12 protein-coding genes and 1 pseudogene are annotated in these 12,114 nt (G+C 53.4%); 7 read left to right on the top strand and 6 right to left on the bottom strand.

What is annotated here, in order from left to right; translation table 11 throughout:
* Positions 1–11: 11 nt before the first annotated feature.
* Complete coding sequence (locus PverR02_RS11640) at positions 12–1,400, bottom strand: phytoene desaturase family protein (protein ID WP_079443406.1); 1,389 nt, start codon at positions 1,398–1,400, stop codon at positions 12–14.
* Here PverR02_RS11640 and PverR02_RS11645 point away from each other — a divergent pair.
* From PverR02_RS11645 to PverR02_RS32875, 7 genes and pseudogenes are all read left to right on the top strand, one after another.
* Positions 1,399–1,602, top strand: a complete 204-nt coding sequence (locus tag PverR02_RS11645; RefSeq protein ID WP_079443407.1) for an SRPBCC family protein — start codon at positions 1,399–1,401, stop codon at positions 1,600–1,602. The genes PverR02_RS11640 and PverR02_RS11645 overlap by 2 nt on opposite strands.
* Before the next feature lie 11 nt (positions 1,603–1,613).
* Entirely contained in the window at positions 1,614–2,738 is a 1,125-nt protein-coding gene (locus PverR02_RS11650; protein ID WP_079443408.1) for an iron-containing alcohol dehydrogenase, read from the top strand.
* 40 nt (positions 2,739–2,778) lie between these two features.
* Positions 2,779–3,507, top strand: coding sequence for an AMP-binding protein (locus PverR02_RS32865; RefSeq protein WP_265332174.1), 729 nt, complete (start codon positions 2,779–2,781; stop codon positions 3,505–3,507).
* A gap of 17 nt (positions 3,508–3,524) precedes the next feature.
* Positions 3,525–3,752, top strand: a pseudogene (locus PverR02_RS33105) (AMP-binding protein); the annotation flags it as partial.
* Positions 3,753–3,868: 116 nt separating this feature from the next.
* Entirely contained in the window at positions 3,869–4,378 is a 510-nt protein-coding gene (locus PverR02_RS32870) for an AMP-binding enzyme (RefSeq protein ID WP_265332175.1), read from the top strand.
* 73 nt (positions 4,379–4,451) lie between these two features.
* Positions 4,452–5,465 carry an AraC family transcriptional regulator gene (locus tag PverR02_RS11660; protein ID WP_079443409.1) on the top strand — a complete coding sequence of 338 codons (1,014 nt, stop codon included), beginning with the start codon at positions 4,452–4,454 and terminating at the stop codon, positions 5,463–5,465.
* An 86-nt stretch (positions 5,466–5,551) separates the two neighbouring features.
* Positions 5,552–6,142: a TetR/AcrR family transcriptional regulator gene (locus tag PverR02_RS32875; protein ID WP_152031997.1), complete on the top strand. Its 591-nt coding sequence runs from the start codon at positions 5,552–5,554 to the stop codon at positions 6,140–6,142.
* On the opposite strand, the gene PverR02_RS11670 is transcribed toward PverR02_RS32875, so the two are convergent.
* From PverR02_RS11670 to dmpG, 5 genes are all read right to left on the bottom strand, one after another.
* Positions 6,128–6,934 carry an MBL fold metallo-hydrolase gene (locus tag PverR02_RS11670; protein WP_079443411.1) on the bottom strand — a complete coding sequence of 269 codons (807 nt, stop codon included), beginning with the start codon at positions 6,932–6,934 and terminating at the stop codon, positions 6,128–6,130. The genes PverR02_RS32875 and PverR02_RS11670 overlap by 15 nt on opposite strands.
* Positions 6,935–6,962: 28 nt before the next feature.
* Positions 6,963–7,460 carry an SRPBCC family protein gene (locus PverR02_RS11675; RefSeq protein ID WP_079443412.1) on the bottom strand — a complete coding sequence of 166 codons (498 nt, stop codon included), beginning with the start codon at positions 7,458–7,460 and terminating at the stop codon, positions 6,963–6,965.
* Positions 7,461–7,852: 392 nt separating this feature from the next.
* Positions 7,853–8,953, bottom strand: a complete 1,101-nt coding sequence (locus tag PverR02_RS11680) for an IS5 family transposase (protein WP_079443413.1) — start codon at positions 8,951–8,953, stop codon at positions 7,853–7,855.
* 772 nt (positions 8,954–9,725) lie between these two features.
* Positions 9,726–10,766, bottom strand: a complete 1,041-nt coding sequence (locus PverR02_RS11685) for a flavin reductase family protein (protein ID WP_079443414.1) — start codon at positions 10,764–10,766, stop codon at positions 9,726–9,728.
* A 310-nt stretch (positions 10,767–11,076) separates the two neighbouring features.
* Positions 11,077–12,111, bottom strand: a complete 1,035-nt coding sequence (dmpG, locus tag PverR02_RS11690; protein WP_079443415.1) for a 4-hydroxy-2-oxovalerate aldolase — start codon at positions 12,109–12,111, stop codon at positions 11,077–11,079.
* Between the last annotated feature and the right edge of the window lie 3 nt (positions 12,112–12,114).

Below are 12,114 nucleotides of genomic sequence, written 5' to 3' on the forward strand. Positions count from 1 at the left end.
TAGCCAGGAGCTTACGACGATCGGATGTGAGACATCAGATCTTTGCCAATTACTGCAGACGCACACAGCACACCGCCGACAAGGGCGCCAATGACCCCATCAGTCGCTACGTCCTGTCCAGTGAGATAGAGCCCCTTGATAAGGGTGTGCGCCCGCAGCCAATGTTGTCTGAAACGCTGGGGGGACGATTCGATTCCCATGAACCCGCCATGCTCACGTTTGGCAAACGTCTCGTAACTCAATGGCGTGGATACTTCAAAGTAATCCAGTGCTTCCCGAGCCTGGGGAACGTGGCGAAAGAGTTCGGCCAGCAACCGTTTGCCGATCTGCTCTTTGAGTGCAAGGTAATCATCGCCGCGCTTCATCCAGCGGGTGTCCTCCCACTGTTTAAAATGTTTATAGTCCGTGTAAGCATACATCTCGACAGTGGCCTTGTTGGGGAACTCTTCATGCCAGGAAGCGTCCTTGGCGGACGGGAAGGTGATGAAGTACCAGGGGAAGGGGGCGTTGAAGTCTTTTCGGTGCGCTTCCAAGTTGGCCTGGAAATCGTTTGTCGCGTGTGACCAGATGTTCGCCGGCGTGAAGCCGATTTCTTCTGCTGATCGATTGAAACCGATATTGATGCCGACCACGGCATACGTCTCGATGACATTTTCCAGGAGTCGGTCAAGACCGGCATCCTGGCTGACCTGTTGTGGCAGCAGTCGAGAAAAAGTGTTCCGTACACCTGCGTTGCTGACGATCACCGGGCAGCGTATCTCGTCTCCGGAGCTGAGACGAACACCTTGGGCAATCCCATCTTCAACGAGTATTTCGGTGACCTCGGCGCCGTACAAGAGCGTCCCACCCGCGCGCTCGATGAGCGGCGCCATCAATCTGGAAAATGTCATTCCGCCCCCCACGGGATAGAAGGCGCCATTGAGATAATGTTTGGCCAGCATGCAGTGCATCGCGAACGAACTTCTGGTGGGTTCCAGACTGTAATCGCCATAGTTGGCACAGATAACCGCAATCAGCTCTGGGTCGGTAATCAGCTCGGAAAGGACGTCGAGCGTGAGGCGGTCCGAGTAGCTGTGGAAAGTGGCACACATTGCGTCGTAAACGGAGTCCGTTGCGTTGATTGACATTGCCTTCTGGGCAAAGTAGCCAGCTGAACTTTTGGCAACCTTGACGACCAGGTTTATGTATTGGTCGATGCCATCTGCTTCGTGGGGGAAATGCTCCTTGAGCAAATTGCTGTATGCCTCTGGCCCGGTGGGTATTTCATAATAGCGATCACCGATTGCCATACGGTTGAAAACGTTCGGCATGGGTTTCCATTCCAGGCCACCGCCGGTGACATAGTTAAAAAGCTTCCAGCCAGCAGACTGTTTTGAGCCCACATCCCCGATGTAGTGCATGCCTACGACGCAGCGCGGCTCCATCCCGTTTGAGCATTACCGGGCGACTTTGCAGATTATGGGCGATGACTATCAATGTGAAGTTGTCTTTACAGCCCGATACGAGCCGATCGGGGTCTCCGAAGAGCAGGCCCAACGCATGCTCAGCAAGATCTATCAGGCCCTGATCAAGGTAGCCAGAACCGATCTTTTATCGTCGTAGAGGAGTCACCCATGGCAACGCTCAATTACCTTACCCAGATTCACTTTGATCATGGCGCTATCAAGCATCTGGCCAAGGGGATGCAACGACTGCAGATGCAGCGCCCTTTGATTGTCAGTGGTCCCAACCTGGCGGTGCAAACTTTGCGTGAGCAGTTGCCAGATAACGTGCCGTTCGTGCTTTTCAGTGAGGTGCCGTCGAACCCAACCGAGTCGGCGGTGTTGCAGGCGCTGGAGGTTTATCGCGTTGCTGATTGTGACAGCATTATCTGTATCGGTGGAGGATCACCGATGGACCTGGGCAAGGCGGTCGCTTTGTTGGCGCGTCAGCCCGGCCCTCTGGCCCAATACGCTGCCACACAAGGCGGCAGGGGCAAGATTCGCGATGTAGCTCCCCTGATTGCCATCCCCACCACGGCGGGTACGGGCTCGGAGGCGAGCGTGGCCAGCGTCATCATCTGTGAGGACGGTCGCAAGCTGACCTTCGTCAGTGATTTACTCTTACCTCGCCTGGCTATCTGCGACCCACAGTTGACGCTTGGGCTTCCGGCTGGGCTGACCGCAGCCACGGGTATGGATGCCGTCACCCACTGTATCGAGGCCGTGCTCTCGCCCATCATCAATCCGCCGGCGGAAGCGGTCGGTCTTGATGGGCTGGAGCGGGCAATCGGTGAGGGGAACCTACTGCGTGCGGTGCGTGACGGTCAGGATGCAGATGCTCGCTGGCACATGATGATGGCTTCTTCCGAAGGGGCGTTGTCGTTTATCAAAGGCCTCGGCGCAGTGCACGCGATGAGTCACGCCGTTGGGCGTATTCACGAACTCAACCTGCATCACGGCACGCTGAACGCTGTGATATTGCCGGCCATTTTACGTTTCAATCATGCCCATGCAGGCGACAAGTACATGCGACTTAGGCGGGCCATGGGGCTGGCTCCCAACACCGATCTCGCAGACTTCATCAGCGATCTCAACCAAAGCCTTGGACTACCTATCAATCTCAAGCAAATGGGCGTCAGCGATGTCCACCTGGACGGTTTGACCGACCACGCCATGGCCGATCTAAACACCACGACGAACCCCAGAAAACCCGGTGTGCAAGACTACCAACAGCTGTTTCTAGAAGTGCTGGGCTGAACCTTGATCAAAGAGTTGAGCGGTAAAGGAGAGTACCAAGATGCTTGGTTTGATGATGGATAAACCCCTATTGGTCGGTAGCTTTCTTGAGCATGCCGAGCGCTTTCACCCCGAGCAGGAGGTTGTCAGTCGGTTGAGCGATGGCACACTCGTCTATCAGCGGTATAGAGAACTCGCACGACGCACCCGGAAATTGGCCAATGCGCTATGGGCGCTAGGTGTTAAACCTGGTGATCGGGTAGCGACGCTGGCTTGGAATACCCATCGCCATCTAGGGCTTTATTATGCCTGTGCGGGTAGCGGCGTCGTTTGTCACACCATCAACCCGCGTCTGCATACAGAACAGCTGACGTACATTATTGAACATGCTGAAGACTCGCTGTTGTTCTTTGATATTGACTTGGAACCCTTGGTCGAAAAGCTTGTAGGCGTGAGGGCCGGGTTGATGCACTGGGTTACTTTGGGCACCGAGACCGACCTGTCCAGGGCCATGCCCGTGGGCTGTATGTCCTATGAAGAACTGCTGGATGCCCAGAGTGATGGGCTGGTTTGGCCGGAGCTGGATGAGCGAATGGCTTGTTCGTTATGCTACACGTCGGGCACTACAGGTAATCCCAAAGGCGTGCTCTACAGTCACCGATCTAGCGTTCTGCATGCGCTCGTCGCGGCGCTTCCAGATTGCGCGGCATTGTCGGCGCGTTCCGTGGTGATCCCCATGGTGCCTATGTTCCACGTCAATGTCGGGGGGGGCCGTACGCAGCGTTGCTAACCGGTGCCAGATTGGTCATGCCAGGCAATGGTTTAGACGGTTCGAGCCTTTGCACATTGTTGGAAAAAGAGAAAGTGACGTTTGCATTTGGCGTGCCCACCATTTGGCAGAGCGTACTGAACCATCTGGACGAGCGCCAACTAAGGCTCAATGATCTGCGCGAAGTTTTCATCGGTGGATCTGCCCTGGATAAGTCGCTGCTGCAACGCTTCGAGACCGTGGGCGTCACCGTGGTACACGCCTGGGGCATGACCGAGTTGAGTCCTATCGGCGTAGTGAACAAGCCCTTGCCGGACTCAGGGAGCCAAGGTGATGAGGATTTGTTGCAGGAGAAACTCAAGCAAGGTCGAGGCATACGGGCGTGGATTGGCGTATTGTCGACGATAGCGAGCAAACGCTGCCCTGGGATGGCACCAGCGTCGGACATCTTCAGGTTCGCGGTCATTGGGCTGCCAGTCAGTATTTCAGACAGGATGAGACCGTCTGTACCACCGATGGCTGGTTTTCAACGGGGGACATTGCTCACACGGACAGGCGCGGGTTTCTAAAACTCACCGATCGTTCGAAAGATGCGATCAAGTCTGGCGGTGAGTGGATCAGTTCTCTGGAATTGGAGCTGGCGGCCCAGAGCCATGCAGCCGTAGCTCAAGCGGCCGTCATCGCCATACCCGATGTCAAATGGACTGAGCGCCCGCTGCTGATTCTGACGCTCAAGGAAGGCTGCACCATTGATCTTGATACAATTTGCAAGCACCTGCAGAGTTATGTCCCTAATTGGTGGTTGCCGGATCGTCTTGAAGTGATTGAAGAGATGCCGCTGGGAGCGACAGGCAAGATTCATAAGCAGTCCTTGCGCGAGCGATTTCTTTGAAGCAAGTGAGGGCAGGTTTCGATGATCCTCGAGACCTGAGGGATTTCTCAGTGTCTGCTTTTGGGGTTGGCGAATGGATTGGCGACAGAAGCGTAGTTACTCCGGAGTACGCTATCTCCTTGAGACGGCGAGAGAAAACGAACTGCCCATCGAGCACTGCCTTTTAGGAAGTGCAATTGAAGTGGCTGAGTTGGCCAGATCCGATGGCACTATCGAAGCCTGGCAGGAGCTTGCCGTTATTCGAAACCTGACTCAGCGGATCGGACGGCCCGGACTCGGCTTCGTCGCGGGGCGTCAGTACCATCTGACCTCGTTAGGGTTACTTGGCTTCACGATGCTTGCAAGCGAAACACTGTTGAGTGCATTGGTGGCGCTTGATCGCTTTCAATCGCTGGCCTTGACCATTTGCCCGGTCAAGACCACGCCTGACCCGCGTGGTTTATGGGTGATTTTTGATGATTTGGTATTACCCCGTGATGCCAGTTGCTTTGTCGTGGAGCGTGGCCTTAGTGCTGTTATACACATCACGTGCGAACTGATGCAGAGAGAGGTCGTGCCGTTGAGCATTCAAGTTCGCTACGACAGGCCGGGGGGAAGGCTGTCGGGTTACCAGGGGTTGCCTGTCCCGGTAACCTTCAGTAGTGACCATAACGGCGTTTTATTTACCCATGCGGACCTGAAATGTGTGCTGCCTCAGGCCAATCATGCAGCGCGCTTTCAGGGGGAAGTACTGTGTGGTCGTTTGATTGATCAGGCGGAGCTGACGCCCGAGAACCTGCCAACCACACGGCGGGTGCAGATGGTTCTAATTGAGCATGCGGCTTCACTGTTGACGGGTAAGGAGGTCGCTCGTCTTTTAGGGGTGTCCGAGAGAACTTTACATCGACGTCTGGTCGATGAGGGGCAGAGTTTCAGGTTGCTCAACGACCAAGTCAAAATGCGCATTGCTAAACGACTGTTGAGCGAATCGAAAATGGACCTTCAGCACACCGCAGAATCCATAGGTTATGCAGATGCAGCCAGTTTTTGCCGAGCATTTCAACGCTGGACGGGAAAAACCCCCGGCCGCTGGAAAAGGTCTGTATGAGGACATAGAGCCATAGGACTGTTGGGGATTCGCTGTCGCACGCGTTACTCTATCGCCCGAAGTTGTATCATCTGTTGGGGTCAGAATTGTCCAAGCACGATCAGAAAGCGTTAATTCTCAACGAAGCGCGTTCGCTGTTCCTCGAGACAGGGGAGAAAGGATTGTCGATGCGTAAACTCGCCACCTCGATTGGGGTGACGCCTGCGGCCATCTATTGGCATTTTAAAAACAAGGAGGAACTGCTCGGCGAGATATTTTTGGAGGGTGTAGAAACGTTCTCCCGATATATGAGTAAATCCCTCATGGGCGATAACCCTTTACATCGGTTACAGCTGTGTTCCGAGGCTTTTCTGGCATTCGGCATGGAGCAACCCAGCCACTACGGAATTTTTTTTCTAAGTCACAAGCCGCAGGTGAGCGAAGACATTCTGAGGCAACTTTCACAACTACGTCGAGGGACATTCCAGATTTTGCTCGATCGTGTTCGCGAGTGCCATAACGTCGGTCTGTTCAGACAAGATATCAATATTGAACGCGCTGCCATGATGCTGCTCAGCTCCTGCCAAGGTATGATGACTATGTATCGACATGGCCAGCTCGGGGGGAGTGAGGAGAATTTTGTTCAGATTTATCGAAATACCTATCAGTTGGCTGAAACTTTGCTACTTGCGCGGTGAGTCAGTAATGGGCTGCGGGATTGACTCAAATTTTTCTTTAATTGATGGAGTAGACACAGGTCCCATGTGTCCTGTGTACCAGATTTCAATTTCGCTGTTTTCGAGAACTTTCATAATGTCTCGATCATTGCTCTTCAAATCGCACATAAAAAAATGTCTGGCTGGTTTGGTTTTATTGAGCAGTTCGCCGCGAATAACGTCTCCGACAAAAGCCTTATCATTCATGAGCACCACGAGGGAGCCAGGGGTATGACTTGGCATCGACAAAATCTGCCCTTTCATGCCGATCTCAGTCAAATCGAACCCTCCCTTGACCCATATGTCGGCCGAAACCGGAGGGTATGACTCTTGCTGAATGGACGGCTTAAGAAAGTTTGCAAGCAAGTTGGTAGGACAAAGCGAAGCATTCTTCCCGGAAGCCAGCATATTTTGATCGTCCCGGCCAGCGATTAGAGTGGTGCCAAAGTGTTCCTTGAAATAGCGGGCCCCTCCTGCATGATCCGTATGTCCATGGGTAATAACCAGATAGTCAATGCTGCGCGGATCAATTCCCTCGGCCCTCATAGCCGATACGAACGTTGGTTCGTCACCGTGCTTGCCTGAGTCAATCATTAGGCGTTTACCATAAGCATCTATAATATGAATATTGGCAAGGGATACGGTAAATGTCTTCACGTCGCTTTGATCGGCCGACTTTTGAGGGGCGCTGCTACATCCTCCAAACGTCAGTGCCAGTGCCATAGCGCCCACGGGACTAATGACGCTGTATGGGAATTTAACGATTCTGTTCATGGCGTTCTCTCTAGCCTTCTAATGCGGTTTATAGATCGCCTTCGAGATTTTTTTTCAGGTTTTTCAGCGCTGTTTCAGACATCTTGTTCATGCCGCCTTTCATAGTGATGATGTATTTTTCCAGTGAGTACTCAAGGGTTCTCTGAAAAAGGGTGCCGTTTCCGGTCTTTTTCAGCCTGTAATTGATGGTTCCATCTATGAGCGGAGAGGTAAATACCGTTTTGAGTTCGTTGGGAGGTGAAGCGATCACTACCTCATAGTTCATCTCCGTTTCTTGGCCATAGATGCGGATTTTCTCTGAGAACTTATCACCTTTCATAAGTGGTTTTAGGGTTTCAGAACGAGCGCTGATGGATGCAGGATGCCATTCATGCCAACGATCCGGTTGAGCTACATAGCTATAAGCTTTTTCTATGGGGGCTTCGATGAAGATTTCATTGGAGTTTTGGTCCGCGCTGGCAGCACCGTAAAATACTTGAAAAAATGAAGCCAGGGCTGCCAGTTTTTTCAGTTTTTTGTTATTCATATCGAACCCTATTCAGCTGATTTAAATGCTCACTCCGGTGTCATATTAAATGGCTTTCTTGAGTATTTCATTGATGTGTTATGACGAATTTTGATAGTTTTTGCCACGAAAAGTGCCAGATGAGGTCTGTAGTGCCCGAGTTTTAGGCCCTCGCTATTTGATACTAAAAATCATAAGCTGGTCGAAAATCAGTTCCTTCTTGCCTTTAATTTATGGCTCTTTCATTAACAGGCCGTTGAAAAATTCAGCCCTATCTCCCCCCCAACCCGCCAAGTTTGAGATTTTTCAGCCGCTCAGACTTGGCGCTGCCCTTTATCCCGCCTCAATCAGCAGGTGTTTTTCCAGTTCCAGCGCAAATATTCGCCTTTGGGCGATTTCTAGGCGCACCTCGCCTAAACATGCGACCCACGCCACCAGCCTGACAAGCTCCCCAAACGGATCAAGTTGTACACCGAAAAGCCCAGCAGCAACTGGGCGCTGAGCTTTTCACGGCCGATCAGTTTGGTCTTGCGCAGACCGCCCACGGTCTTTAACCAACTAAATCCTTCCTCGATTCTTTTTCGTATTTTCATGCTGACGCCATAGCCCGGATGACGGGTCGTGCGTCCATCGATTGCGCTCTTGATGGCCTTCCTCGAGACATGCGGCGTCACCTTCAAATCACGTGCCATCTGGACAAAAAATTTCTGGTCGTAGCTTTTGTCCGCACCCACTGTGCTGCCAGGTTTGGCCGTGCGTTCAAGCATTTTCAAGGCGGCACCCACTTCGGCATGTCCATTGAACTCGGTGCATTCCACATCCACGATCAACCCATTGCGGTTTTCCATCAGGGTGTGGGCCATATGGGCCAGGCGACTGCCATCAGCCGGGCTCTTGCGAGCCAGCCGAGCCTGGGGATCAGTGGTCGAGTGATGAGTCGCGTTGCCGCGCTTTTCACCTTTGAAGTCCAGGTAGTTGTTACGTGGACCACTCTCTGGTGGCTCATCGTCCGGCTTCTCGCCGCCGTCCTTTTTGACGAAGGATTTATGCGAAGCCCAGGCATCGATCAGCGTGCCGTCCACACTGAAATGCTCATCGCTGGCGTACTGCGACCACTGGGCCAACGACTTGATACGCTGAAAGAACAGACGCGCAATGTCCTGGTTAAACAGGCGATCGCGGTTCTGACTGAAGGTCGAGTGATCCCACACTCGCTCGTCCATCGACAGGCCGACGAACCAGCGAAAAAGCAGATTGAAATCGAGTTGCTCGACCAGTTGCCGCTCGGAGCGCACGGTGTAAATCACCTGCAGCAACGAAGCTCGCAGCAGCCGCTCTGGTGGAATCGAGGCGCGTCCCAGCGAGGAATACAAAACCTCGAAATCAGAATCCATCGATACCAGGATCGTATCAACCAACTCGCGCAGCGGGCGTAGCGGGTGATCCTTGGGGATCCGCTGTTCCAGCGTCGTGTAGCTGAACAGGTCGTTTTGCTTGAGATCGGGTCCACGCATCGGCTCGGTCTTCCGCTGACATTGAGGAACATGGCGGGTAGTTTGCCAGAGCCCAATTCGGTCCGGTCTTTTTCAACGGCCTGTTAAGGGCGCTTAGCTCGCATACAGCTGCCTCTCGCACATACGCATCAACCGTTTTCGCACCATCTATAGATTCGACGAAGCGAAGAAGGTAGTCTGTTAAGTGATGGTTTTCGATAAGACATGAACGCGCACCTTCGTATAGCCAAACTGGTACCTGATCATGTGAAACGGTCCCGTTACGTCGGCAGGGGTGTGAGAACATCCTCAAGTAAGCATACGGATCATGCCCGTTGAGCTACGCCGATTGGACAAACTCATGATCTCCGCCGCACGTTTGCCGCGGCGTAACGACCCCCGTGAACATCCAGTTCGAGCGCCCAAGAACCCGCGGCCGGATCTGATTGTCGGGTAGCCCCGCGTCCACCCCCCTAAGAACCGGGCATGCGAGTTTCCCCGCATAAAATGTGGCTGAGCACATTTTATGCGGTAGTTCCACGTGTACGAATCTGTGTGGGGGCGGCAGGTAACTGCCGTCCCTACCGCGACGCAAAGTTGAAGTTGATGCGACTCTGGACTCGCGACCTGCGGTGGAATCTGATCGTTCTATCAGCACCATGCGTGTATATTTTGCTAGCTCGGACCGCGAAATCGGACGACTGACGCCTGTTAGCAGATGTCTTTTTCTGTTCCAATACTGCATAAGGTGTCGAGTAGATACTCACGATTAGTTAGTGGCTGTCCATTATTGCTAGAACCATCGGTATGGAATCAGTGGGCTGTGTATTCGGACGAAGCGGCTCAACAATGTGCGTAATGCGATCGTTTCGGGCACTCCCAGTTGCCGCATCATCTCCTCTTCCACTACAACGCTTTCCTTCTCCATCTGCTCGACCATGGTTCGGCCTTCTGCAGTCAGATAAATACGTGTGTGATCTCTATTGAGCAACGGGCCGGACTCTTCCAGATCTTCTTCAATTCTGATCAACGCCCTTGCTGCCAGATCATCAATGGATTCAGGGCCTACGGAGCGACCGGAGTAGGTTGCTAGCGTACTCAGTTCACGGTAAGTACGACCTTCACGGGCGCCCAGTGCACTTAGGATGAGGTGTTCGATATCGTTCAGCTCCAGCGCCCGAGCCTGCTCACGTACCTTGGCATAGAAATGTAGGTAAGCGCTGGCCAACAGATACCCCAGCGGACTCGTCTCGCTCACATTACGCGGATCTTCTCCAGGAGGTGGCAGGACTGTCTGAGCCGTGCTGGTGGCGATGGCATAGTTACCGCTTTGAAACACGAGAGGGGGCGTACCACTCTGTTCGAACTTTACGACCTCACCCACCAAAATAATGTGGTCACCCCCATCGAAGATATTGGCGGTACGGCACTCCAGTCGTGTCGTGCAGCCCGAGAGCAGCGGTGCAGCACCGTAGCCATCCTCGTAGATGACGCCGTCGAATTTTTCAGCCCCTGTGGTGCTCCGGGCAAATCTTGAAGACAGGTCCCCCTGGTCATGCGCGAGGATATGTACCGCCCAATGACTGGCCTCTTCAAAGACTGGCAAGCTTTGCGATTTACGTGCGAGACTCCACAACACCATCGGCGGGTCCAGGGATACTGAGTTGAAGCTGTTAGCGGTAACGCCGACCGGAGATCCATCGTTCCCCCGAGCTGTGACTATCGTCACCCCCGTGGTGAATGTTCCTAGAGCCTGGCGAAACCCCTTGATATCAAGAGGCGGTGAGGTGTTCGGTTGTTGGTTTAGTTCATTGCGCTGTGCATTGTCGATCATGTCTCGGTTCCTCTGGTGATAAAGCAAATTCAGTGGAATGAATTGTGTTATGCCTGAGGGCTAATCGCATGATCTGTATGGACGATAACTCGCTTTGTAAAGGCATTAACTTTGTCACTTTTGTAGTTCTTTGGGGCACTTTGAATCACATGGACGACCACGCACCGGTTGCCATTTATGTGCCATCAAGGTGGTTATTCAGATGTACACGGTTGGTATGAAAGTAGAGTCCGTTGATGCGTTATATAAGGAGAAAAAAGCCCCCGAAGTGGAGGCAGGATGACGCGGGTTACATGATGTTTTTTACTGCTCAGACAATCAGGCCTCGCTCGCGAGCCATATCCAGGGCAAGGTCTTCAATCATGTCTTCCTGGCCGCCGACGGTCTTGCGCCGACCCAGTTCGAGCAGGATTTCATAGGACGGTACGCCGTATTTGCTAGCAGCACGTTTGGCGAATAGCAGGAAGGAGGAGTAAACGCCGGCGTACCCCAGCATCAGCGAGTCACGGTCAACCCGGACAATATGCTCCATCATCGGGAATACCCGCTCCTCGGCGACATCGGCGAGTTTGAAGACATCGACCCCGGTGATGATGCCCATGCGATCGCACACAGCGTTGAAAACTTCCAGAGGTGTGTTGCCGGCACCGGCGCCGAGGCCTGCGGCAGAACCATCGATGCGACTCGCTCCTGCTTCGATCGCCGCAAGCGAGTTGGCGATGCCCATGCCCAGATTGTGATGGCCATGGAAACCCAATTCGGTTTGCGGATCGAGCGCCTGGCGGACAGCATCGATACGAACGCGAACATCCTCTGGAAGCATGTAACCGGCGGAGTCGGTTACGTACAAACAGTTAGCCCCATAGCTCTCCATCAGCTTGGCCTGTTTCACCAGGCTTTCGGCATCGAGCATATGGGCCATCATCAAAAAACCGACGGTATCCATACCCAGCTTACGGCCGTACTGAATGTGTTGCTCGGATACGTCGGCTTCGGTGCAATGCGTCGCGACTCGGATCGTGTGGACACCGCATTCATAGGCCATCTGCAGATGGTCGACAGTTCCGATGCCGGGCAACAGCAGGGCTGAGACCTTGGCTTGCCTCATCTTTGGAATCACAGCCCGAAGGTATTCCTCGTCGCTGTGCGCCGGAAAGCCGTAGTTGACAGAAGTGCCTCCCAGACCGTCGCCGTGTGTTACCTCGATCAGTTGTACACCGGCGTCATCCAAGCCTGTGGCAACGTCGATCATTTCCTTGAGCGTGATCTGGTGGCGTTTGGGGTGCATGCCGTCGCGCAATGACATGTCATGCAGTTTGATTTCCTTGCCGCGTAAGTCGGTCATGGC

Origin of the sequence: Pseudomonas veronii (assembly GCF_002028325.1) — a bacterium.
In the GTDB taxonomy this organism is placed as follows: Bacteria; Pseudomonadota; Gammaproteobacteria; order Pseudomonadales; family Pseudomonadaceae; genus Aquipseudomonas; species Aquipseudomonas veronii.

Bases quoted from the DNA above. Each gene is read 5' to 3' on its own strand.
- PverR02_RS11645 (WP_079443407.1), top strand. From the start codon at position 1,399: ATGCCTACGACGCAGCGCGGCTCCATCCCGTTTGAGCATTACCGGGCG.
- PverR02_RS11640 (WP_079443406.1), bottom strand. From the start codon at position 1,400: ATGCACTACATCGGGGATGTGGGCTCAAAACAGTCTGCTGGCTGGAAG.
- PverR02_RS11650 (WP_079443408.1), top strand. From the start codon at position 1,614: ATGGCAACGCTCAATTACCTTACCCAGATTCACTTTGATCATGGCGCT.
- PverR02_RS32865 (WP_265332174.1), top strand. From the start codon at position 2,779: ATGCTTGGTTTGATGATGGATAAACCCCTATTGGTCGGTAGCTTTCTT.
- PverR02_RS11660 (WP_079443409.1), top strand. From the start codon at position 4,452: ATGGATTGGCGACAGAAGCGTAGTTACTCCGGAGTACGCTATCTCCTT.
- PverR02_RS11670 (WP_079443411.1), bottom strand. From the start codon at position 6,934: ATGAACAGAATCGTTAAATTCCCATACAGCGTCATTAGTCCCGTGGGC.
- PverR02_RS11675 (WP_079443412.1), bottom strand. From the start codon at position 7,460: ATGAATAACAAAAAACTGAAAAAACTGGCAGCCCTGGCTTCATTTTTT.
- PverR02_RS11680 (WP_079443413.1), bottom strand. From the start codon at position 8,953: ATGCGTGGACCCGATCTCAAGCAAAACGACCTGTTCAGCTACACGACG.
- PverR02_RS11685 (WP_079443414.1), bottom strand. From the start codon at position 10,766: ATGATCGACAATGCACAGCGCAATGAACTAAACCAACAACCGAACACC.
- dmpG (WP_079443415.1), bottom strand. From the start codon at position 12,111: ATGACCGACTTACGCGGCAAGGAAATCAAACTGCATGACATGTCATTG.